Annotated in this window: 21 protein-coding genes; 13 read left to right on the top strand and 8 right to left on the bottom strand. The window is 69.0% G+C overall.

Annotation, left to right across the window (positions count from 1 at the left end; all coding sequences use genetic code 11):
- Positions 1–12 precede the first annotated feature (12 nt).
- Positions 13–993, top strand: a complete 981-nt coding sequence (locus Taqua_RS09905) for a LysR family transcriptional regulator (RefSeq protein WP_144326512.1) — start codon at positions 13–15, stop codon at positions 991–993.
- Here the strand turns inward: Taqua_RS09905 and Taqua_RS09900 are convergent.
- Positions 878–2,215 carry a hemolysin family protein gene (locus Taqua_RS09900; protein WP_144326511.1) on the bottom strand — a complete coding sequence of 446 codons (1,338 nt, stop codon included), beginning with the start codon at positions 2,213–2,215 and terminating at the stop codon, positions 878–880. The two genes, Taqua_RS09905 and Taqua_RS09900, sit on opposite strands and share 116 nt — an antisense overlap.
- An 11-nt stretch (positions 2,216–2,226) precedes the next feature.
- Between Taqua_RS09900 and Taqua_RS09895 the strand changes: the two genes are divergently transcribed.
- Positions 2,227–3,084 (top strand): symmetrical bis(5'-nucleosyl)-tetraphosphatase, encoded by an 858-nt coding sequence (locus tag Taqua_RS09895; RefSeq protein WP_144326510.1) that lies wholly within the window; start codon positions 2,227–2,229, stop codon positions 3,082–3,084.
- On the opposite strand, the gene Taqua_RS09890 is transcribed toward Taqua_RS09895, so the two are convergent.
- Positions 3,035–4,537, bottom strand: a complete 1,503-nt coding sequence (locus tag Taqua_RS09890; protein WP_144326509.1) for a DEAD/DEAH box helicase — start codon at positions 4,535–4,537, stop codon at positions 3,035–3,037. The genes Taqua_RS09895 and Taqua_RS09890 overlap by 50 nt on opposite strands.
- A 97-nt stretch (positions 4,538–4,634) precedes the next feature.
- Positions 4,635–5,762, bottom strand: a complete 1,128-nt coding sequence (locus tag Taqua_RS09885) for a fatty acid desaturase (RefSeq protein ID WP_246094686.1) — start codon at positions 5,760–5,762, stop codon at positions 4,635–4,637.
- 230 nt (positions 5,763–5,992) lie between these two features.
- On the opposite strand from Taqua_RS09885, the gene rpsT reads away from it, so the two are divergent.
- Positions 5,993–6,295, top strand: coding sequence for a 30S ribosomal protein S20 (gene rpsT / locus Taqua_RS09880; protein WP_144326508.1), 303 nt, complete (start codon positions 5,993–5,995; stop codon positions 6,293–6,295).
- Between the two features lie 172 nt (positions 6,296–6,467).
- Here rpsT and Taqua_RS09875 read toward each other — a convergent pair whose 3' ends face one another.
- Complete coding sequence (locus Taqua_RS09875) at positions 6,468–6,797, bottom strand: DUF3579 domain-containing protein (RefSeq protein WP_144326507.1); 330 nt, start codon at positions 6,795–6,797, stop codon at positions 6,468–6,470.
- Positions 6,798–6,947: 150 nt separating this feature from the next.
- Here Taqua_RS09875 and Taqua_RS09870 point away from each other — a divergent pair, with 150 nt between their 5' ends.
- The 3 genes from Taqua_RS09870 to Taqua_RS09860 all read left to right on the top strand — a co-directional run bounded on the left by Taqua_RS09870 (position 6,948) and on the right by Taqua_RS09860 (position 9,862).
- A complete protein-coding gene (locus Taqua_RS09870; RefSeq protein WP_144326533.1) occupies positions 6,948–8,153 on the top strand; it encodes an aspartate aminotransferase family protein in 1,206 nt (401 codons plus the stop codon).
- The gene (gene argF, locus Taqua_RS09865; RefSeq protein ID WP_144326506.1) at positions 8,150–9,100 is read left to right on the top strand and encodes an ornithine carbamoyltransferase; all 951 of its coding nucleotides are present in this window, start codon (positions 8,150–8,152) and stop codon (positions 9,098–9,100) included. The genes Taqua_RS09870 and argF overlap by 4 nt, the downstream gene beginning before the upstream one ends.
- Before the next feature lie 453 nt (positions 9,101–9,553).
- Positions 9,554–9,862 (top strand): YkgJ family cysteine cluster protein, encoded by a 309-nt coding sequence (locus Taqua_RS09860; protein ID WP_144326505.1) that lies wholly within the window; start codon positions 9,554–9,556, stop codon positions 9,860–9,862.
- 14 nt (positions 9,863–9,876) lie between these two features.
- Here Taqua_RS09860 and pap read toward each other — a convergent pair whose 3' ends face one another.
- On the bottom strand, positions 9,877–11,364 hold the full coding sequence (gene pap / locus Taqua_RS09855; RefSeq protein WP_144326504.1) for a polyphosphate:AMP phosphotransferase: 1,488 nt from the start codon (positions 11,362–11,364) through the stop codon (positions 9,877–9,879).
- Between the two features lie 215 nt (positions 11,365–11,579).
- On the opposite strand from pap, the gene rpsU reads away from it, so the two are divergent.
- From rpsU to murI, 3 genes are all read left to right on the top strand, one after another.
- On the top strand, positions 11,580–11,792 hold the full coding sequence (gene rpsU / locus Taqua_RS09850) for a 30S ribosomal protein S21 (protein ID WP_132961253.1): 213 nt from the start codon (positions 11,580–11,582) through the stop codon (positions 11,790–11,792).
- A 154-nt stretch (positions 11,793–11,946) separates the two neighbouring features.
- Positions 11,947–12,411 (top strand): GatB/YqeY domain-containing protein, encoded by a 465-nt coding sequence (locus Taqua_RS09845; protein WP_144326532.1) that lies wholly within the window; start codon positions 11,947–11,949, stop codon positions 12,409–12,411.
- A 13-nt stretch (positions 12,412–12,424) separates the two neighbouring features.
- Complete coding sequence (murI, locus tag Taqua_RS09840; protein ID WP_246094684.1) at positions 12,425–13,243, top strand: glutamate racemase; 819 nt, start codon at positions 12,425–12,427, stop codon at positions 13,241–13,243.
- A gap of 13 nt (positions 13,244–13,256) precedes the next feature.
- On the opposite strand, the gene pmbA is transcribed toward murI, so the two are convergent.
- A complete protein-coding gene (pmbA, locus tag Taqua_RS09835) occupies positions 13,257–14,666 on the bottom strand; it encodes a metalloprotease PmbA (RefSeq protein ID WP_144326503.1) in 1,410 nt (469 codons plus the stop codon).
- A 22-nt stretch (positions 14,667–14,688) separates the two neighbouring features.
- On the opposite strand from pmbA, the gene yjgA reads away from it, so the two are divergent.
- On the top strand, positions 14,689–15,315 hold the full coding sequence (yjgA, locus tag Taqua_RS09830) for a ribosome biogenesis factor YjgA (RefSeq protein WP_144326502.1): 627 nt from the start codon (positions 14,689–14,691) through the stop codon (positions 15,313–15,315).
- A gap of 11 nt (positions 15,316–15,326) precedes the next feature.
- Positions 15,327–15,932, top strand: a complete 606-nt coding sequence (mog, locus tag Taqua_RS09825; RefSeq protein WP_144326501.1) for a molybdopterin adenylyltransferase — start codon at positions 15,327–15,329, stop codon at positions 15,930–15,932.
- 25 nt (positions 15,933–15,957) lie between these two features.
- Here mog and cysE read toward each other — a convergent pair whose 3' ends face one another.
- A complete protein-coding gene (gene cysE / locus Taqua_RS09820) occupies positions 15,958–16,728 on the bottom strand; it encodes a serine O-acetyltransferase (RefSeq protein WP_144326530.1) in 771 nt (256 codons plus the stop codon).
- A 22-nt stretch (positions 16,729–16,750) separates the two neighbouring features.
- On the bottom strand, positions 16,751–17,527 hold the full coding sequence (locus tag Taqua_RS09815) for an RNA methyltransferase (RefSeq protein ID WP_144326500.1): 777 nt from the start codon (positions 17,525–17,527) through the stop codon (positions 16,751–16,753).
- A gap of 76 nt (positions 17,528–17,603) precedes the next feature.
- Between Taqua_RS09815 and Taqua_RS09810 the strand changes: the two genes are divergently transcribed.
- Both Taqua_RS09810 and mutS read left to right on the top strand, forming a co-directional pair.
- Complete coding sequence (locus tag Taqua_RS09810; RefSeq protein WP_144326499.1) at positions 17,604–18,500, top strand: inositol monophosphatase family protein; 897 nt, start codon at positions 17,604–17,606, stop codon at positions 18,498–18,500.
- A 19-nt stretch (positions 18,501–18,519) separates the two neighbouring features.
- Positions 18,520–21,081, top strand: a complete 2,562-nt coding sequence (gene mutS, locus Taqua_RS09805) for a DNA mismatch repair protein MutS (protein WP_425472594.1) — start codon at positions 18,520–18,522, stop codon at positions 21,079–21,081.
- Positions 21,082–21,088: the final 7 nt, after the last annotated feature.

Here is a 21,088-nt window from a genome sequence, read left to right as displayed (position 1 = left end):
CCTTAATAAACGATGAACCCGCGCCACCTCACCCTGCACCAACTGCGCATCTTCCGCGCGGTCGCCGAACAAGGCAGCTTCGCCCGCGCCGCCGAAGCCCTGCACCTGGCCTCCCCGACCCTGTCGCTACAGGTCAAGCAGTTGTCCGAGATGGTGGGACAGCCGCTGTTCGAGCAGATCGGCCGGCGCATCTACCTGACGGCGGCGGGGCGCGCGTTGGCCGAAGCGGCGGTCGACGTTGACGATCGGCTGCGCCGCTTGGCCGAGGACATGGCCGCGCTGCAGGGCGTCGAAAAGGGCAGCGTGCGGCTGGCGATCCTGACCACCGTGAAGTACGTCGTGCCGAAGTTGTTGGGCAGCTTTGCCGCGGCGCATCCGGGCATTGAGGTGGCCATGGTGGTGGGCAACCGCGACACGCTGCTGCAGCGCTTGGGCGCCAACCGGGACGACCTCTACATCCTGGGCCAGCCGCCGCAGGACTGGGACGTGGTGTGTGAACCGTTCGCCGACAACCCGCTGGTGGTGGTGGCGCCCCCGTCGCACCCGCTGGCGCGCGAGCGCGCCATCGACCCGCGACGCTTGGCGGGCGAGCCCTTCATCCTGCGCGAACCCGGCAGCGGCACGCGCGCCACCATGCAGCGCTTTTTCGACGCACTTGGGGTGCCCCTGCGCGCCCGCCTGGAGGTGGGCAGCAACGAGGCCATCAAGCAAACCGTGGCCGGGGGGCTAGGGTTGGCGGTGCTGTCGGCCCACACGGTGGTGGCCGAACTGGCGCTGGGCGAGCTCGTGCAGTTGGACGTGCAGGGCTTTCCGCTGCTGCGCCAGTGGCACGTGGTGTACCCACGGGGCAAGCGCCTGTCACCCGCAGCCGCCGCGTTCAAGGATTGGCTGTATGCCCATCGGGATCAGGCGGTGGCGCCGGCGCTGCGGCGCTCGGCGCCCGCTCGGCGTGCACGCGGTCGATCCGCCGCCCCTGCATCGAACGCACCGTGAGGCGCCAGCCCGCCACCTCCACCGTGTCACCCACCTGCAGCAAATCCCCCGCCACCGTCTGCATCAGCCCCGCCAACGTGGCGTAGCGGTCGTGTTCCTCGTCGGGCAGCGCCGCGATGTCCAGGCGCGACTTGAACTCGTGCGCTGGCATGGCGCCGTCGAACAACCACGACCCATCCGGCTGCGGCGTCGCCCACGCGTCGTGCGGCTCGGCGCTGAACAGCTCGCCCGTGATCGCCTCCAGCAAGTCCAGCGGGGTGAGCAAGCCCTGCACCTCACCGTACTCGTCCACCACGAACACCATGCGCATGGCGCGGGCACGGAACTGCTCCAGCAGGTCAAGCGCCGTCAGGGTCTCCGGCACAAACACCGCAGCTTCAGCGTCGCGGTGCCAGTCGTCCTCGCGGCCACCCGCTTCGTCCAACGCCATCAGGTGCGACAGGTGAATGACCCCCAGCACATCGTCCAAGCCGCCCCGGCACACCGGGTACCACGAGTGTCCCCCGTGGCGCGCCTGCACCAACACCTGCGCCAGGGGCAGACCGGCGTCGAGCCACTCGACTTCGGCGCGCGGCACCATCAGGCTGCTCAGCGGCCGGTCGTCCAGCGCCAGCACGTTGTGCACCATGCGGTGCTCCTGCCGCTCGATCACGCCGGCAGCCAAGCCTTCGTGCAGGCTGGCGTGGATCTCCTCCTCCGTCACCGTGCGGGCCGCGTCGGTGTCGATGCGCAGCAGGCGCAGCACCGCATGGGTGGTGGCCGACAGCAGCAGCACGAAGGGCTTGGCCACACGGGCCACACCGGCCATGGGCCGCGCCACCCAGCGCGCGACGGCTTCCGGGTAGAGCTGGCCAATGCGCTTGGGCACCAACTCGCCAAAGACGATCGTCAAGAACGTGATGGCCGCCACGACGATGGCCGTCGCGGACACCGAGGCGGTTACGTCGGACCACCCCCAACCGCGAAACCAGTCTGCCAGCCCGTCGCTGAACGCCGCCTCGCCCACGATGCCGTTGAGCATGCCGATGGATGTGATCCCCACCTGCACGGACGACAAAAACTGCGTCGGGTTGTCCAGCAGTTGCAGCGCGGTGCGGGCCCCCTTATCCCCCGCGTCGGCCAGGGCCGACAGGCGCGCCCGGCGGCTGGCCGCCAACGCCAACTCGGACATGGCAAACACCCCATTGAGCAGGGTCAAAAAGACGATCAGCAAGATATCCATAATGCGCGCCCATGGCACTATACTTGATTGGCGACGTCCAGGGCTGCGACGCCATGCTGCAACGCCTGCTGGACGAGGTGGGCTTCTCGCCCAGCCGCGACCGCTTCATCGTGTTGGGCGACTTGGTCAACCGCGGACCGCAATCGCTGGCCGCGTTGCGGCGCGTGATGCGCCTGGACGGCGCCGCCGACACGTTGTTGGGCAACCACGACCTGCACCTGCTGGCCGTGGCCGCGGGGGTGCGCCCGCCCCACCGCGGTGACACGCTGGACGACATTTTGGCGGCCCCCGACCGCGCCGCGCTGTTGGACTGGCTGGCCACGCGCCCCCTGGCGCTGCTCGAGCGCGGGTGGTTGCTCGTGCACGCCGGGGTGCTGCCGGGCTGGAGCGTCGAGCAAACATTGGCCCTGGCCGACGAGGTGCACGCCGTGCTGCGCGACCCCACCCAGCGCCACGCATGGCTGGCGCAGATGTACGGCAACGAGCCCGAGCGCTGGAGCGACGACCTGCAGGGCCCCGCGCGCTGGCGCGTCATCGTCAATGCCCTGACGCGGCTGCGCTTTTGCACACCGTCGGGCGAGATGGAATTCGCCACCAAGGACGGCCGCGATGGCGCGCCGGCGGGCTACCTGCCATGGTTCGACGTGCCCGGCCGCGCCAGCGCCGGCACCCCGATCGCCTTTGGCCATTGGTCGACGCTGGGACCGCTGGCACGCGCCGACGTGCTGCCGCTGGACAGCGGCTGCGTGTGGGGCGGCGCGCTCAGCGCAGCCTGCTTGCCTGACGAGCACACCCCGCTGGACGCGCGCGCAGTCGAAGTCATCCGCCTGCCGTGCCCGCAGGCTCAGGCACCGGGTCGGGGGATGTGAGCGGCGGCAGCGGCGCGCGCAACAGGGCCGGCACCTTGCGCTTGGGCCGGATGTAGGCCGACAGGCCTTTGGGCGCCGCGGGCTTGGCGGCCGCCTCCCAGTCGGGTTTGACGTCGGGCGGCAGCGATGGCTCGTAGGGACGGTCCAGCAGCGGGTCGGTGGCCACCGCCGGCGCGCGTGTCGGTCGGGCACGACTGGCGCGCGGCGCAGCCGGTGCGGCCTGCGGCGCCGTGTCGGCCACCGCGTCCGCTTCGCTGCTGCGCCACAGACGCTGTCCGTCGTTGCTGCGCGCAGGGCGGGCGCGCCGCTCCTGCGGCAACTCCAGCGGTTCGACCTCAACCTTGCGGCCAATCAGTTTTTCGATGTCGGCCAGCGCGCGGGCGTCGCGGCCGGTGACGAACGAAAACGCCAGCCCCGACGCTCCCGCCCGCCCGGTGCGGCCGATGCGGTGCACGTAGTCCTCGGCGTTGAACGGAATGTCCACATTGAACACCGCCGGCACGTCCTTGATGTCCAGACCGCGCGCGGCGACGTCGGTGCAGACCAGCAGCTGCACCTGGCCTTGCTTGAACGCCTCCAGCGCCTTGAGGCGCTCGTCCTGGCTCTTGTCGCCATGCAGTGCCGTCACCGCCAGGCCATCGCGCTCCAGCGCACGCGCCAGCCGCGCGCAGCCCAGCTTGCTGTTGACGAAGACAAACGCCTGCTGAACGCCGTGCTCGCGCAGCAGCGCCTTGAGCGCGGCGCGCTTGTCCTCGTCCTCGACGCGGAAAAAGCGCTGCTCGACGGTGGAGGCGGTCGTGTTGGGCCGAGCCACCTCGATGACCACCGGGTCCTGCAGGTAACTCGCCGCCAGGCGCTTGATCTCGGGTGAAAACGTCGCCGAAAACAGCAGCGTCGTGCGCTGCTTGGGCAGGTACGACAAGATGCGCTGCAGGTCCGGCAAAAACCCGATGTCGAGCATGCGGTCGGCCTCGTCCAGCACCACGTACTCGACTTGGTTGAGCACCACCGTCTTGGCCTCGATGTGGTCCAGCAGCCGCCCCGGCGTGGCCACCAGGATCTCGACGCCCTTGCGCAACTCCTCGACCTGAGGCTTCATGTCCATGCCGCCAAACACCACCGCGCTGCGCAGCGGCGTGTGCTTGGCGTACAGCTTGATCTGCTGCGCCACCTGATCGGCCAGCTCGCGCGTGGGCAGCAGCACCAGCGCACGCACCGGATGGCGCGCGGGCGACGTCGAGGTGTTGGCGTGGCGCAACAGCCGCTGCAGCAGCGGCAGCGAAAACGCCGCCGTCTTGCCGGTGCCGGTCTGGGCCGCACCCATCACGTCGCGCCCCTGCAGCACCACGGGAATGGCCTGGGCCTGGATGGGGGTCAGGGCCGTGTAGCCCATCTCGGCCACCGCGCGTTGCAACGGTTCGGCCAGGTTCAGTTCGGAAAACGCTTGAGTCATTGGGCTGTATTGTCGCACCGCAGCACGGCGCTGGCCAGCGCAACAACGCCAAGGGACCGCCATGCGGTCCCTTGCTCACGTCCGTGGTACGGGGCGCTCAGGCGTACGATGGCGCCGGGTCGCTGGTCGGGCGTCCGTGGAAATCGGTCCAGCAGCGCCGCGTGAAGTCGTAGAGCTTGCAGCGGCGCGCGGTGTCGAAGTACCAGCGCCAGCTGAAACGCTGGATGATGATGCGCCCGGGCAGCATGTCCTCCAGCTTCTTTTGCGCCTGCTTGAGCTTGTACAGCGGCACGCTCATGTCGACGTGGTGCGCGGTGTGCTCCATGATGTGGTGCATCAGCGCACCGATCTTCAGCGGGAACTCCAGATGCACCGTGGTGGACACAAAGGGCGCCGCCTTGGCCCAGGCCACCTTGTCGTCGTGCCACTGCACCGCCGGATGGGTGTGGTGGACATACACGACGAAGCCGATCATCGCGTTCCAGAAGATGAACGGCACGACGAAGCCCATGACCACCTGCAGCCACACGGACTGCCCCGTGGCCAGCGCGGTCCAGACCATGCCGCCGATCCACAGCAGCGCGACGCAGAGCACGAACACCCCGTCCCAGATGAACTCGGGACGGCGCGTGCCCATGTAGGTCTTGCGCGGGAAGAACATGCGCAGCCACCACATCTCGATGAAGTAATACAGCGCAGGCCCCCAGCCGCTGCGGTACACACGCTCGAGCCACTGGCGCCAGCGCGGCAGGGCTTCAAACTCTTCCTTGGTCAGTGGTGCCCACACGAAGTCCACGCCCTTGAGGTTGGTGTAGCCGTGGTGCACCACGTTGTGGCCGACCTCCCACAGGCTGTAGGGCGTCAGCGACGGCACCATGGCGATGCGCCCCAGCAGCTTGTTGAGGCCTCGGTGCGGCGTGTAGCTCTGGTGGCAGGCGTCGTGCCCGATGATGAACAGGCGCTCGATCATGAAACCGGCCGCCATGCCACACAGCAGCTTGGCCCACCAGCTGGTCAACACGATGGTGCCGGCGATGAAGGCGGCGAAAATCACCCAGTCCAGCACCAGCAGCGCCACCGCGATGGCGGTGCGCCGCTCGGCCAGCGGCGTGATCCAGCTGCGGATGATTTTGCGGTGCGGCAGGGCCGCGCCCGGGGCAATGGGTTGGGCCGCTTGGGCGGCGCTCGGGTGTTCCTGGGTCATGGCGTCGTCGAAACCAAACATCGTCACCGAAAAAAGCTCGGCAGCCGGCCACGCCACGCGCGGGCGAGCCCAGCGCGGCGCGGTTAGCGCGCGCAAGTATGCCCGAGTCCCCTTGCATCCGGTTGACAAAGGTCAACCGAACACCGCCGTGGTCGCGCCGATGTTGCTTCTTTGCCAACGCCGGCGCTGCCATCTATAATTGCGGGTTTTGCTGGCATCATCCTCCCAAACCTCTTGTCAGGAACCCATCCATGGCCACCAAGTCCAACAAGTCCCCGCGTCTGAAGTCGGGCCGCAAGCGCGCCCGCCAGAACGCCAAGCTCAACGCCCACAACAGCTCGCTGCGCTCCAAGTACCGCACCGCGATCAAGAAGGTCGAAAAGGCCGTCGCCGCCGGCGACAAGGCCAAGGCGACCGAGCTGTTTGCGCAGATGCAATCGATCGTCGACTCGATCGCCGACAAGGGCATCTTCCACAAGAACAAGGCGGCGCGTGACAAGAGCCGCCTGTCGGCCAAGGTCAAGGCGCTGGGCGCCGCTGCCGCGGCCGCTTGACCTCGCGCGCAAACACCCGCACGGGCGGCCACGTGCCGCCTGCCTTTGGAACGGGTGCGCTGCCAGCAACGCCCGACGCGCCGGGCAAACCTCAACGCCTCCCACCCGGGAGGCGTTGGCGTTTTGGGGAGCCGTGCGGCCAAACGGGATCGGTGTGTGGAAATTGGCGAACTCAGCGGCGTGGCGGGGGCGCGTCAGGCACCAGGCACGCCTCGGTGACGACCAGGTCGTTGTCGCGCGCAAACCCCATGATGAAATCCCACGCGCGCTCGTCGTAGTCGCGCAGCGCCCGGTCCACCACCACGCACTTGACACCGCCGACCACGGTCGGCACCACCCAGGGCGAATAGCCCAGGTGCCCCGCAGGGCCACTGGCACGGGCTTGCGGATGGAAAGGGCGCATCACGCCGGCCAGACGCTCCGCCCAGTCGCTCGGGCGGAAGGTGCGCCCGCTGCGGGTCACCCCCTGAATAAAAATTTGCTGGGCCTGGGGCGTGTCCATCACGGGCGGTATTCTATCTTATATAAGACTTGGTGCCGTTCCGGTTACGTACCCACCGACGGTCGGTCGCCGCACGCACCACCATCGGCCATGCGCGGCATCGATAGAATGGATGGCTTGCCGACCCAACCTCCCGGAGCGCCCGACACGATGTACGACCTCAAGCCGATCCCCGAGCCGCATGTCATGTCCACCTACGGGCGTGTGCCCGTCATGCTCACCCACGGCAGGGGGTGCCGCGTGTGGGACGACCAGGGGCGCGAGTACCTGGACGCATTGGCGGGTATCGCCGTCAACACGCTGGGCCACGCCCACCCGCGCCTGGTGCGGGCGTTGCAGGACCAAGTCGGCCAGCTCATTCACACGAGCAACTACCATCACCACCCCTACACCGAGCCGCTGGCCGCGGCGCTGTGCGAGCGCAGCGGGCTGGACAAGGTTTTCTTTTGCTCCAGCGGGCTGGAAGCCAACGAAGCCGCACTGAAGCTGGCGCGCAAGTTCGGGCACGACAAGGGCATCGCACGCCCCGAAATCGTCGTTTACGAGCGGGCGTTCCACGGCCGCTCGCTCGCCACGCTGTCGGCCACCGGCAACCCCAAGGTGCAAGCCGGCTTCGAGCCGCTGGTCGAAGGCTTCATCCGTGTGCCGGCCAACGACCTGGACGCGCTGCACCGCGCCACCAACGGCAACCCCAACGTCGTGGCGGTGTTTTTCGAGGCCATCCAGGGCGAAGGCGGCGTGCACCCACTGCAGCCCGACTACATCGCCGGCGTGCGCGCGCTGTGCGACCAACGCGATTGGCTGCTGATGATCGACGAGGTGCAGTGCGGCATGGGCCGCACCGGCCGGTGGTTCGCGCACCAATGGGCCAACATTCGCCCGGACGTGATGCCGCTGGCCAAGGGGCTGGGTTCGGGCGTGCCGGTGGGCGCGGTGGTGGCCGGGCCGCGCGCGGCACAGATCTTCCAGCCGGGCAACCACGGCACCACGTTCGGCGGCAACCCACTGGCGATGCGCGCCGGCCTGGAAACCATCCGCATCATGGAAGACGAAGGCCTGCTGGACAACGCCGCGCGGCAGGGGCAGCACCTGCTGACCCAGCTGTGGGCCGAGCTGCACGCCGTACCCGGGGTGCGCGAGGTGCGCGGCAAGGGCTTGATGATTGGCATCGAGCTCGACCGCCCCTGTGGCGATCTGGTGCTGCGCTGCGCGCGCGCCGGGTTGCTGATTTCGGTGACCGCCGACCGCGTGGTGCGGTTGGTGCCGCCGCTGATCCTGACGCGTGCCGAAGCCGACGAAATCATCGCCAAGCTGGTGCCCCAGGTGCGCACCTTCCTCGACGAGACCTCCGCATGACCCCACCGCTCCGCCACTACCTGCAGTTCAAGGATTTCACGGCCGACGAGTACGCCTACTTGTTCGAGCGCGCGGCCCTGATCAAGCACAAGTTCAAAACCTACGAGCGCTACCAGCCGCTAGTCGACCGTACGCTGGCGATGATCTTCGAAAAGGCCAGCACGCGCACGCGCGTCAGCTTCGAGGCGGGGATGTACCAAATGGGCGGCTCGGTGGTGCACCTGACCACCGGCGACAGCCAGCTCGGGCGCAGCGAGCCGATCGAAGACACCGCCCGCGTCATCAGCCGCATGGTGGACCTGGTGATGATCCGCACCTTCGAGCAAAGCAAAATCGAGCGCTTTGCCGCGCATTCGCGCGTGCCGGTCATCAACGGCCTGACCAACGAGTTCCACCCCTGCCAGATCCTGGCCGATTTGTTCACCTGGCTGGAGCACCGTGGCCGCCGCGCCGACGGCTCCATCGACGCCGCGGCGCTGCGCGGCATCACGGTGGCGTGGATCGGCGACGGTAACAACATGGCCAACACCTGGCTGCAGGCGGCGCAGATCTTGGGTTTCCGTGTCCACCTCAGCACCCCGCGTGGCTACGAGGTGGACCCCGCCGTGGCGGGCGTGCCGCGGGGCGACTTCTGGCAGGTGTTCGACGACCCGATGGCCGCCTGCCGCGGTGCCGACCTGGTGACCACCGACGTGTGGACCAGCATGGGCTACGAGGCCGAAAACGAAGCACGCCAAAAGGCCTTTGCCGCCTGGCGCGTGACCGCGGCCATGATGGCGCAAGCCAAGCCGGACGCGCTGTTCATGCACTGCCTGCCGGCGCACCGTGGCGAGGAGGTGGACGCCGACGTCATCGACGGCCCCCAATCCGTCGTCTGGGACGAAGCCGAAAACCGCATGCATGTGCAAAAGGCGTTGATGGAATACCTGTTGCTCGGCCAGCAGTAACCCATGCGGTTTCGAGCGCAGCGGCCAAACCGCATGCATGTGCAAAAAGCGTTGATGGAATACCTGTTGCTCGGCCAGCAGTAACCCATGCGGTTTCGAGCGCAGCGGCCAAACCGCATGCATGTGCAAAAGGCGTTGATGGAATACCTGTTGCTCGGCCAGCAGTAACCCATGCGGTTTCGAGCGCAGCGGCCAAACCGCATGCATGTGCAAAAAGCGTTGATGGAATACCTGTTGCTCGGCCAGCAGTAACCCATGCGGTTTCGAGCGCAGCGGCCAAACCGCATGCATGTGCAAAAGGCGTTGATGGAATACCTGTTGCTCGGCCAGCAGTAACCCATGCGGTTTCGAGCGCAGCGGCCAAACCGCATGCATGTGCAAAAAGCGTTGATGGAATACCTGTTGCTCGGCCGGCCGTGAGCCATACCGTGTTGAAAATCGGTTGGGAGTGCGATGAGCGAGTGCTTGCGCTGCGGCGCATGCTGCGCCTGGTTTCGGGTTGATTTTTCGGTGTACGAAACGCAAAGCTGCGGCGGCCGGGTACCCGACGGGTTGGCGGTCGAGGTTAGCGGCGCCACCGTGCGGATGCGCGGAACCGACCACCGGCCCCCGCGGTGCGCCGCGCTGACCGGCACCGTGGGCCAGCAGGTGACCTGCGGTATTTACGAGTGGCGGCCCTCACCGTGCCGGGAGTTCGAGGCCGGCAGCGACGCGTGCACCAAGGCGCGTGCCCGCCACGGCCTGCCCCCGTTGGGCACCTGACCAACGCGCCGGTCTCAAGCTTCGTCGTCCAGCGCCGCCCGTAGCCGGCGCGTCAGCGTGCGCAGCACCTCGACACGCGCCCAGCGCTTGTCGTCGCTGGCCACGATGTGCCATGGTGCCACGCGGGTCGACGTGCGGTCCACCATCTGCTCCACGGCGCGTTCGTATTGAGGCCACTTTTCGCGGTTGCGCCAATCCTCGGGCGTGATCTTGTGGCGCTTGTACGGGGTGTTCTCGCGCTCGCGGAAGCGCCGCAGCTGCTCCTCGGGCGTGATGGCCAGCCAAAACTTGACGATGATCGCCCCGGCCTCGGCCAACTCCTCCTCGTAGGCGTTGATCTCGCCGTACGCGCGCATCCAGTCGGCCTCGCTGCACAGCCCCTCGACGCGCTCGACCAACACCCGACCGTACCATGAACGGTCGAAGATGACCGCCTTGCCGTGGGGAGGGATGTAGCGCCAAAAGCGCCACAGATACGGTTGCGTACGCTCGTTTTCGTTCGGGGCCGCCACCGGCACCACGCGGTAAAACCGTGCGTCCCACGCTGCGGTCAAACGCCGTATCGTGCTGCCCTTGCCCGCCGCGTCCATGCCCTCGAACACCACGACGAGCGAGCGTTTGCACAGCCCAGGGTGGCGGCTGAGCTGATTGAGCTCGCCTTGCCAGCGGGCCAACTGGCGTTCGTAGCGCTGCTGTGTCAGGCTGCGGCCGTAGTCGAACGCGTGCAACAGGCTGGCTGGACGCGCCGGCAGCTCCAGCACCGCCGGGGGCACGGGCACGGGGGCCGGCGCCGGAGGCGGTCGGTGCTGCAGCACCGTCAGCAGGTGCCGCCCCGCGGTCAGCTCCCGGTAGGCGTCGTCGCTGCCATCAATGACGATCCAGGGCGCCTCGCCCAGGCTGGTGCTGCGCAGCGCTTCGTCGGCCGCGTCGATGAAGGCATCGTAGCGTTTGAGGTGCGCCCTTTCGCGCGGCCCGATGCGCCATGCCGTGCGCGGATCCGCCGCCAACGCCTTGTAGCGCGCTTTGACCGCCTTTTTTGACAGATGGAACCAGAACTTGACCAGTACCACCCCCTCGGCGACCAGCATGCGCTCGAAGCGCCGGATGCGCTCCAGCCGCAACGCAAAGCGTTGTCGGTCATCGCGCCCCTGCACCCGGCAGTGGATGGGATCGGTGTACCACGAGCCAAACAAGATGCCAATGTGGCCCTTGGGCGGCAACACCTGCCAAAAGCGCCACATCTCGGGCCAGCGGCGCTCCTCGTCCCGCAACGGGTCGAACGCCTCGGTGCGGATATGGCGTGGGTCCATCCAGGCGTTGAGGGTGTTGACTGTTTCGCTGCGGCCTGCCCCGTCGACCCCGTTGATCAGAATGCACACCGCACGGTCGGCACGCTGCAGCAGCTCGTACTGGGCCTGCAACAACGCCGCGCGCAACCCAGGCACCTGGGCCTTGTACGTGGCACGGTCCAGACGATGGCCAATCTCAGCGGATTCGAACATAGGCACCCTCCGCGGTTGAACCCCCAGCGCAAGCTCAGCGGACACCATCATGCCACACACCGACGCGATTGAACTTGCTATAATGAAAGTCTTTGCTGGCAAAGCCCTGCCTGCCGTGATGCTGAAGGCAGGGGTTCGGCCTGAAGCACCGCGTGCGGAGAACGTCACGGTTCAGCCCACGGGGTGTCAGGGCCTTCATCGGAAACCATTGGCCAATGACCACCATCCGCGTCAAAGAAAACGAACCGTTCGACGTTGCCCTGCGCCGCTTCAAGCGCACGATCGAAAAGCTCGGCCTGCTCAATGAGCTGCGCGCGCGCGAGTTCTACGAAAAGCCCACCGCCGAGCGCAAGCGCAAGCGCGCCGCCGCCATCAAGCGTCACCTGAAGCGGGTGCGCTCGATGCAGCTGCCGCAGCGCCTGTACTGATCGGCCTTGCCGGGCCGGCGGGACGCGGCTCGCGCACCCGGGATCCCGCGCGCAGCCCGCGCCACCCTGCCACAGACGGTGCTCAACCCCAGCAGCCCGCCAAAGGACGCTTTGGCGGGCTGTTTCCATGGTTCCCGAGCCCCCGGAGGTCTGCATGACCCTCAAGGAACGTATCCAGGACGACATGAAGGCCGCCATGCGTGCCAAGGACAGCGCACGTCTGGGCGCGATTCGTCTGCTGTTGGCGGCCATCAAGCAGCGTGAAGTCGACGACCGCGTCACGCTGGACGACGCCGGCGTCATCGCCGTGGTGGACAAGCTGCTCAAACAGCGGCGGGACTCGATCGCGGCCTACGAGCAGGCCGGGCGGCAGGATCTGGCCGAGCGCGAGCGCGCTGAAGCCGAGGTGCTGCAGGCCTACCTGCCCGCACGCCTGGACGCGCAGGCGGTGGCGGACACGGTGGCGCGCATCGTCGCGCACCTGGGTGCCGAGCTGGGCCGCCCCTTGACGCCAGCCGACATCGGCAAGGTCATGGCCGTGGCCAAGGCTGAGCTGGCTGGTCAGGCCGACATGGCGCAGGTGTCGGCCGCGGTCAAGGCGGCGCTGCAACCCCGCTGACCGCTGCCGGCCCATGGCGCACGCCCCCATCGACGCCGACGCCCCGGTCGGCGTGTTCGACTCCGGCGTCGGTGGGCTGTCGGTGTTGCGCGCCGTCCACGCCCTGCTGCCCGCCGAGCGGCTGCTCTACGTGGCCGACTCCGGCCACGCTCCCTACGGCGACAAGCCGGTGGCGTTCGTGCAAGCCCGCGCCGAACATTGCTTGCACGTCCTGCGCCGCGCCGGCTGCAAAGCCGCGGTGGTGGCGTGCAATACAGTCACGGGGCTGTCGATCGGCGCGTTGCGCGCTCTGCATCCGGATTGGCCGATCGTCGCCATCGAGCCGGCCGTCAAGCCCGCCGTGGCGGCCACGCACAGCGGCGTGGTGGCGGTGCTGGCCACGCGCAACACCGTGCGCAGCGCGGGGCTGGCGCGCTTGATCGAGCAGCACGGCGACGGGGTGCGCGTGCTGGCCCAGGCATGTCCGGGTTGGGTCGAATGCGTGGAGCAAGGCCGGCTCGACGGGCCACAGACCGAGGCCATGGTGGCCGACGTCGTCACGCCGCTGGTGCAGGCCGGTGCCGACGTGCTGGCGCTGGGCTGCACCCACTACCCGTTTTTACGCCCGGTGATCGAACGCGTGGCCGGCCCCGGGGTGCAGGTGCTGGACCCGGCGCCGGCCGTGGCGCGCGAGCTGCAGCGCCGCCTGCAGGCGGCGGGCGCGTTGCGCCGCGCCGACGGGCGCACCGCAGCACTGCCGCTGCTGACGAGCGGCGATCCCGCCGCGGCGGCCGCCGTGGCCCAACGTCTGCTGGGTGAGCGCCTGACGGTGCACGCCGCCCCGCTGCCCTGATACCCACCGCGCGTCAGTTGCCGGCGACCTTCATGCGCTCGATCAGCACCGAGCCGACGTACTTGCTGCCCAGGTTGTACACGTCGGCGCCGACCGCAACGATGCCGCGCAGCATCTCGGCCAGGTTACCGGCGATGGTGATCTCCTGCACCGGGTAGGCGATGACGCCGTCCTCGACCCAATAACCCGCCGCCCCGCGCGAATAGTCGCCGGTGACCAGGTTGACGCCCTGCCCCATCAGCTCGGTGACGAACAGGCCGCGGCCCAGTTTGCGCAGCATGGCCGGCAGGTCGTCGTTGGGCTGGGTCAGGCGGCTGGTCAAGCGCAGGTTGTGCGAGCCCCCCGCGTGCCCGGTGGTGCGCAGCCCCAGTTTGCGCGCCGAATACGTGCTCAGAAAATACCCCTTGACGCAGCCACCCGACACCACGGTACGCGCCAGCGTGCGCACACCCTCGTCATCGAACGGCGCGCTGCCCTTGGCGCCGATGATGTGCGGGTCCTCGTCGATGTCGATGTGCGGCGCAAACACCTGCCGCCCCAGGCTGTCGAGCAAAAAACTGGCGCGGCGGTACAGGGCACCGCCGCTGGTGGCTTGCACATAGGCCCCCAGCAGCCCCGCCGCCAGCGGCGCGTCGAACAGCACCGGGCACTCGGTGGTGGCGATTTTGCGCGGCCGCAGGCGCGCCAGCGCCCGCTCGGCGGCGTAGCGGCCCACCGCTTCGGGGCTGGCCAGCTCGGCTGGGTTGCGCTGCGACGTGTACCAATGGTCACGCTGCATGCCGTCGCCCTTGCCAGCGATCGGCGCCACCGACAGGCTGTGACGCGAGCTGGCGTAGCCACCGTAAAAAATACCCTGCCGACGCCGCTGGCCGTCCCGCATATGCTCGGCCCAGAAGTGCGACTGCTGGGCCGACACCGACGCGCCTTCGCTGTTGGTGATCAGCGGGCTGACGGCGAAGGCGGCCGCCTCGCAGCGCAGCGCGAGCTCCGCGGCCTGCTCGGCGTCGATCGGCCAGGGGTGAAACAGCTCCAGGTCGGGGTAGTCGTTGGCGACGTCGGTCTCCTCCGGCAACCCCGCGGCGGGGTCCTCGGCGGTGAAGCGGGCAATGTCGTACGCCGCCTGCACGGTGGCGCGGATGGCCTCGACCGAAAAGTCGGACGTCGAGGCGTGACCACGCCGCTGCCCCAGGTACACCGTGATGCCCAGCGCCTTGTCGCGGTTGCGCTCGACGTTTTCCAGCGCGCCGCAGCGCACGCTGACGCTCAGGCCCGACCCTTCCGAGACTTCGACCGCCGCGTCGGCCACCCCAAGCTGGCGCGCGTGCTGCAGCGCCACGTCGGCCAGCGCCTCGAAGTCGGCTTGCGTGAATTGGAAACCTTGCGCCCCGCGGCGCGCGCGTGTGGTGGGTTTGGATGCTTTCATGCCGACGGCTATGATACTGGCCATGCCACGCAAGCCGCCCAAAGGGTATTTCGTCCGCGGCCACTTCGTCGCTTACGGCAGCGCCGAAGACGCCGAGCTCAAGCGCGCCGCCAAGTGGGACGCCGAGTACAGCAAAACCGACCTCAAGCGCCTCAGCGCCGAGCGCCAGGCGCTGGGCGAGCGGCTGCTGGAGCTCAACGCTGCAGTGCTGCAACGCCTGGGCCTGCCGGAGGATGTGCTGCAAGCCCTGACGGAAGCGCGGCGTATCGACGCGTTCGAAGCGCGCCGCCGTCAGCTGCAGTACATTGGCAAGCTGATGCGCCGCCTGGACGACGAGCTGGTGGCGGCGCTGCAGGCCGCGCTGGACGAGCAGCACCGCGGCCACGCCGCCCAAACCGCCCGGCTGCACGAAGCCGAGCAGTGGCGCGAGCGCCTGGTGGCCAGCGACGACGCCCTGCACGACTGGCGCACGATCGAACCCGAGGCCGACTGGCAGCGCCTGCGTGCACTGATCCGCCAGGCACGCAAAGACCGCACCGCCCCCAACCCCGACCACCCCGGGCAGCCAGCGCGCCACAGCCGTGCCTGGCGCGAGCTGTTTCAGCATGTGCGCGCCGCGCTGGACGCCCACCACACCGCCTCCGTCTGACACGAGCCGCCATGAGCACCTCCGTTTTCGACCCCGTCACCATCGGCATCGTCTCCATCAGCGACCGCGCCAGCCAAGGCGTCTACCAGGACCAGGGCCTGCCGGCACTGCGCGACTGGCTCACGCGCGCGCTGCACAACCCCATCACGTTCGTCGAGCGGCTCATCCCCGACGAGCGCGACACCATCAGCGCCACGCTGGTGGAGCTGGCGGACCAGCACGGCTGCAGCCTGATCCTGACCACCGGTGGCACCGGCCCGGCGCCGCGCGACGTCACGCCCGAGGCGACGCTGGCCGTGGCCGACAAGGAAATGCCCGGGTTTGGCGAACAGATGCGCCAGATCAGCCTGCGCTTCGTGCCGACCGCGATTTTGTCGCGCCAGGTGGCAGTGATCCGCGGCCGCAGCCTGATCATCAACCTGCCCGGCCAGCCCAAATCGATTGCCGAGACGCTCGAAGGCCTGAAAGACGCTGACGGTCGGCCTGTCGTGCACGGCATTTTCGCCGCCGTGCCGTATTGCATCGACCTCATCGGTGGGCCGTACCTGGAAACCCGCCCCGAGGTGTGCGCCGCGTTTCGCCCGAAGTCGGCGCAGCGGCGCGTCAACGCCCCGTAACCTGCGGCCGCGATGGCGGCTGTGGTCACTTGCCCAGCAACTGGCTGAGCTTGTCGGCCTCGAAGTGCTCGGTGCGCGCGGCGTCGGGCGGCAGGCAGGCACCACGCTGCGCGCAGGCCAGTTTTTCGATCGCCTGCCACAGCAGCGCGATTTGGTGTTCGTGGCCGGCGGCGTTGTCGATGAGGCCGCGCAGCGCCTGGCTAAGTGGATCGTCGTTCTGCGTGACCCCATACGCGGAAAACCCCATGCGGGCGGCGGCCTCTTCACGGCGAGCGTCGACATCGGCCACGATGATGCGCGCCGGGTTGCCCACCGCGGTGGCCCCGGCCGGCACCGGCTTGGTGACGACCGCGTTGCTGCCGACCTTGGCGCCATCGCCCACCTCGAAGCCGCCCAAAATCTTGGCGCCGGCGCCGACGATGACCCCGCGCCCCAGCGTCGGGTGGCGTTTGGTGCCTTTGTACAGCGAGGTGCCGCCCAGCGTGACGCCGTGGTAGATGGTGCAGTCGTCGCCCACTTCGGCGGTCTCGCCGATGACCACCCCCATGCCGTGGTCGATGAACACGCGTCGCCCGATACGCGCACCGGGATGGATTTCGATGCCGGTCAACCAACGGTTCCAGTGCGAGATCCAGCGCGCCAACCAGCGCCAGCCACGCCGCCACAGCGCATGCGCCAGCCGATGCAGCCACAACGCGTGCAGCCCGGGGTAACAGGTCAGCACCTCCCAGCGCGAGCGGGCCGCAGGGTCGCGTTCCAAAATGGCGTCGATGTCGTCGCGCAGACGGCGCAGCAGCTGCATGGGCATGGCGCGCAGTTTAGCCGTTGCGCTGATGCAGCGCGCGCAGCACGGCGCGCGCCACCCCGCGCAGGATGTGGACTTCGCTGGGCGTGGGGGCGGCGCGTTGCACCAGCAGCCGCAGCCGGGCCATCAGTTTTTTCGGGCTGGCCGGGTCCAGGTAACCCACGGCCAGCAAGGCCTCGCGCCAGTGCTCCAACAGGCCGCCGACGGCCACCGCATCGGCCGCTGGCTCGCGCGGCGGGCCCGCTGGCACCTGCGTTTGGCCAAAGCCGCCCAACGCCAGGCGCCACTCGTAGGCGATCAGTTGCACCGCCGCGGCCAGGTTGAGCGATCCATAGTCCGGCGCCGTGGGAATGCGCAGACACACGTGGCTGCGCCAGACGTCGGCGTTGGCCAACCCGTAGCGCTCCGGCCCAAAGACAAACGCCACCCCCTGCTCGGACCCACCCAGCAACTTGGGCGCCAACGCGTCCAGGTACGGTCGCGGCGCCGCCACCGGTGGGCCAAAGTCGCGCGGCGTCATCGCGGTCGTGCACACGTGGCTGATGCCGTGCAGCGCCTCGTCCAGCGTGGCAACGACGCGCGCCCGCCCCAGCAGGTCGGCGGCGCCGCTGGCGCGCTCCACCGCCTCGGGCCGCTGCAGCACGTCGCGCCAGCGCGGTCGCACCAACACCCAGTCGTCAAAGCCCATCACCTTCAACGCGCGCGCCACGGCGCCCACGTTGCCGGCGTGGCTGGGCTCGACGAGCACGAAACGGGTCAGGGGTTGGCACGGGTGGACGGTGTCGTTCATGGGTGGCGGGTACAATCGGGTGCCTTATTGTCGCTGCCATCGCGCAGCCCCTTGGCCGTTCTTGCCCACCGCTTCGATGACCGCCCACCTCCACCCCATGCTGAACGTGGCCGTCAAGGCCGCCCGCGCCGCTGGCGCGCTGATCAACCGTGCCTCCCTCGACCTCGAGGGCTTGCGCGTTGGTGCCAAGCAGACCAACGACTTCGTCACCGAGGTGGATCACGCGGCGGAAGCAGCCATCATCGACACGCTGCTGGGCGCGTACCCCGACCACGGCATCTGGGCCGAGGAATCGGGCCGGCGCCCAGGCAAGGGGCGCGGCAAAGCCTACACCTGGATCATCGACCCGCTGGACGGCACCACCAACTTCATCCACGGCTTTCCGGTCTACTGCGTCAGCATCGCGTTGATGGTCGATGGGCGGCTGGAGCAGGCGGTGGTCTACGACCCCACGCGCAACGACCTGTTCACCGCCAGCAAGGGGCGTGGTGCGTTCCTCAACGACCACCGCATCCGCGTGGCCAAGCGCACGCAGCTGCGCGACTGCCTGCTCAGCACCGGCTTTCCGTTTCGCCCCGGCGACGCCTTCCAAACCTACCTGAAGATGTTCGGCGACATGCTGCCGCGCGTGGCCGGGGTGCGCCGCCCCGGCTCGGCGGCGCTGGACCTGGCCTACGTGGCCGCCGGCTTCACCGACGGCTTTTTCGAGCTGGGCCTGAGCCCGTGGGATGTCGCCGCCGGCGCGTTGCTGGTCACCGAGGCCGGTGGTCTGGTCGGCAACTTCACCGGTGAGCCCGACTTCCTGGAAACGCGCGAGTGCATGGCGGCCAACCCGCGCATCTATGGCCAGATGGTGGGGGTGCTGAGCGGCTACAGCCAGTGCGCACCGCAGCGCGCCGACGACCGACCCGCACCCGAACCCGCCGCGCCCACGGCAGCTGCCCCCGCTCGCGCCGGCGACGCCCCTTGGTAAGCCCTGCGCGCACCTGACGATGGTCACCCCCGCGCGGCAGCCGGTTGCTGGCTTGGGCGGCGCACCCGACGCGCCGCTGGAAGCGCACACGCCGATGATGCAGCAGTGGCTGCGCATCAAAGCCCAGCACCCCAACACGCTGGTCTTTTTCCGCATGGGGGATTTTTACGAGCTGTTCTACGACGACGCCCACAAGGCCGCGCGGCTGCTCGACATCACGCTGACACACCGTGGCCAATCGGCCGCGGCCCCGGTGGTGATGGCCGGTGTACCCGTGCACTCGGTGGAGGCGTACCTGGCCCGGCTGATCCGGCTCGGCGAATCGGTGGCGATTTGCGAGCAGGTCGGCGACGTGGCCAGCGCCAAAGGCCCGGTCGAGCGGCAGGTGGTACGCATCGTCACGCCCGGCACGCTGACCGACACCGAGCTGTTGGCCGACAAGGACGACGCGCGGCTGCTGGCGCTGCACCGCGGCACGCGCGGGGCCTGCGGTCTGGCCTGGCTGGCCGTCACCGAAGGCACGTTGCACCTGGCCGAGTGCGGCTGGGACGATCTGCGCAGCTGGCTGGCGCGCCTGGCGCCGCAGGAAGTGCTGCTCAGCGCTGACCTGCCCGAGGCGCTGCAAGCGCAGCTGCAGGACTGGCGTCAGGGCCTGGGGCCGATGGCGTTGACGGCGCGCCCGGCCTGGCACTTCGATCCCGCGCTGGGGCAGCGTCGCCTATGCGAGCAGTTGCAGGTGGCCAGCCTGGCCGGCTGGGACACGCAGGGGATGACCCATGCCCACGCAGCGGCGGCGGCCTTGCTGGCCTACGCGGAGCACACCCAGGGTCGGCAACTGGCACACGTGCGCGCGCTGCGCGTGGTGCGGCCGCACACCTGGATCGACCTGCCCCCGACCACCCAGCGCAACCTGGAGCTGACGCGCACACTGCGTGGCGAGGCCGCGCCGACGCTGCTGTCGCTGCTGGACACCTGCGCCACCGGCATGGGCAGCCGGCTGCTGCGCCGTTGGCTGCTGGAGCCGCCGCGCGACCGCGCGCCCGCCCAGGCCCGGCTGCACGCCATCGGCCTGCTGCGCGAGCACGGCCCAGACCACGTGCGCAGCGCCCTGCGCGGCGTGGCCGACGTCGAGCGGCTGGCGGCCCGCATTGCGCTGCTGCAGGTGCGCCCGCGCGAGCTGGCTGGCCTGCGCGACACCTTGCCGCGCTGCGCCGCGCTGGCGGCACAGCTGCAGGCGCTGCCGGCGGTGGATGACTGCGCGCTGCTGCGCGACGTGCACCGTCATCTGCATCCGCCGGCGGAGGTGGTGGCGCTGCTGCAGCGCGCGCTGCACCCCGAGCCGGCGGCGCTGCTGCGCGACGGCGGGGTGATCGCCGACGGCTACGACCCCGAGCTGGACGAGCTGCGCGCCATCCAGCAAGGCGCCGACCGCTACCTGGTCGATCTCGAAGCGCGCGAGCGCGCCCGCACCGGCATTGCCAACCTGCGGGTGCAATACAACAAGGTGCACGGCTTTTATATCGAGGTCACCCAGGGCCAGCTCGACAAGGTACCGGCCGACTACCAACGGCGCCAGACGCTGAAAAACGCCGAGCGCTTCATCACGCCGGAGCTCAAGGCGTTCGAGGACAAGGTGCTCAGCGCCCAGGAGCGCGCCCTGGCGCGCGAAAAGTGGCTCTACGATCAACTGCTGCAGGCCCTGCAGCCGCACATCGCGGCCCTGGCCGAACTGGCGCGCGCGCTGGCCACGCTGGACGTGCTGGCCACGCTGGCCGAGCGCTCGCTCACGCTCGGGTGGTGCGCCCCCGAGTTCGTGCCCGAGCCGCGCATCGACATCCGCGCCGGCCGCCATCCCGTGGTGGAAGCCCGCTTGCAGGAAACCGGCGCCGGCCCCTTCATTCCCAACGACACGGTGCTCGATGGCCGCACGCGCATGCAGATCATCACCGGCCCCAACATGGGCGGCAAATCGACCTACATGCGCCAGGTGGCCCTGATCGTGCTGCTGGCCAGCATCGGCAGCTACGTGCCGGCCGACGCCTGCCGCCTGGGGCCGATCGACGCCATCCACACCCGCATCGGCGCGGCCGACGACCTGGCCAACGCCCAGTCCACCTTCATGGTGGAGATGACCGAGGCCGCCCAGATCCTGCACCACGCCACCGCGCAAAGCCTGGTGCTGATGGACGAAATCGGCCGCGGCACCTCCACCTACGACGGGCTGGCGCTGGCCAGCGCCATCGCCGCGCACTTGCACGACCGTGTGCAGGCCTTCACGCTGTTTGCCACCCACTACTTCGAGTTGACCGAGTTGCCCAAGCGCTGCAGCGGCGCGGTCAACATGCACGTCAGCGCGGTCGAAAGCCAAGGGCGCGACATCGTCTTCCTGCACCGCCTGGAGCCCGGCCCCGCCAGCCGCAGCTACGGCGTGCAGGTGGCGCGGCTGGCCGGCATCCCGCCCACCGTCGTGCAGCACGCGCGCCAGGTGCTGACGCAACTGGAGCAAAGCGCCACGGCGGCGCAGGCGCAGCTGGACTTGTTCAGCGCGCCGCCCGCCCCGCCCCCCGAGACGGCGCGCTGAACAAGTC

The organism is Tepidimonas aquatica (assembly GCF_007556585.1).
Classification (GTDB): Bacteria; Pseudomonadota; Gammaproteobacteria; order Burkholderiales; family Burkholderiaceae_C; genus Tepidimonas; species Tepidimonas aquatica.
The sequence above is the reverse complement of the archived record's forward strand: the minus strand, read 5'-3'. Positions and strand labels throughout refer to the sequence as shown.

Bases quoted from the DNA above. Each gene is read 5' to 3' on its own strand.
- mutS (WP_425472594.1), top strand. From the start codon at position 18,520: ATGGTCACCCCCGCGCGGCAGCCGGTTGCTGGCTTGGGCGGCGCACCC.
- Taqua_RS09900 (WP_144326511.1), bottom strand. From the start codon at position 2,215: ATGGATATCTTGCTGATCGTCTTTTTGACCCTGCTCAATGGGGTGTTT.
- Taqua_RS09905 (WP_144326512.1), top strand. From the start codon at position 13: ATGAACCCGCGCCACCTCACCCTGCACCAACTGCGCATCTTCCGCGCG.
- murI (WP_246094684.1), top strand. From the start codon at position 12,425: ATGGCGCACGCCCCCATCGACGCCGACGCCCCGGTCGGCGTGTTCGAC.
- Taqua_RS09815 (WP_144326500.1), bottom strand. From the start codon at position 17,527: ATGAACGACACCGTCCACCCGTGCCAACCCCTGACCCGTTTCGTGCTC.
- pmbA (WP_144326503.1), bottom strand. From the start codon at position 14,666: ATGAAAGCATCCAAACCCACCACACGCGCGCGCCGCGGGGCGCAAGGT.
- Taqua_RS09895 (WP_144326510.1), top strand. From the start codon at position 2,227: ATGGCACTATACTTGATTGGCGACGTCCAGGGCTGCGACGCCATGCTG.
- yjgA (WP_144326502.1), top strand. From the start codon at position 14,689: ATGCCACGCAAGCCGCCCAAAGGGTATTTCGTCCGCGGCCACTTCGTC.
- Taqua_RS09870 (WP_144326533.1), top strand. From the start codon at position 6,948: ATGTACGACCTCAAGCCGATCCCCGAGCCGCATGTCATGTCCACCTAC.
- rpsT (WP_144326508.1), top strand. From the start codon at position 5,993: ATGGCCACCAAGTCCAACAAGTCCCCGCGTCTGAAGTCGGGCCGCAAG.
- Taqua_RS09885 (WP_246094686.1), bottom strand. From the start codon at position 5,762: ATGTTTGGTTTCGACGACGCCATGACCCAGGAACACCCGAGCGCCGCC.
- Taqua_RS09860 (WP_144326505.1), top strand. From the start codon at position 9,554: ATGAGCGAGTGCTTGCGCTGCGGCGCATGCTGCGCCTGGTTTCGGGTT.
- Taqua_RS09845 (WP_144326532.1), top strand. From the start codon at position 11,947: ATGACCCTCAAGGAACGTATCCAGGACGACATGAAGGCCGCCATGCGT.
- mog (WP_144326501.1), top strand. From the start codon at position 15,327: ATGAGCACCTCCGTTTTCGACCCCGTCACCATCGGCATCGTCTCCATC.
- Taqua_RS09890 (WP_144326509.1), bottom strand. From the start codon at position 4,537: ATGACTCAAGCGTTTTCCGAACTGAACCTGGCCGAACCGTTGCAACGC.
- Taqua_RS09810 (WP_144326499.1), top strand. From the start codon at position 17,604: ATGACCGCCCACCTCCACCCCATGCTGAACGTGGCCGTCAAGGCCGCC.
- pap (WP_144326504.1), bottom strand. From the start codon at position 11,364: ATGTTCGAATCCGCTGAGATTGGCCATCGTCTGGACCGTGCCACGTAC.
- Taqua_RS09875 (WP_144326507.1), bottom strand. From the start codon at position 6,797: ATGGACACGCCCCAGGCCCAGCAAATTTTTATTCAGGGGGTGACCCGC.
- rpsU (WP_132961253.1), top strand. From the start codon at position 11,580: ATGACCACCATCCGCGTCAAAGAAAACGAACCGTTCGACGTTGCCCTG.
- argF (WP_144326506.1), top strand. From the start codon at position 8,150: ATGACCCCACCGCTCCGCCACTACCTGCAGTTCAAGGATTTCACGGCC.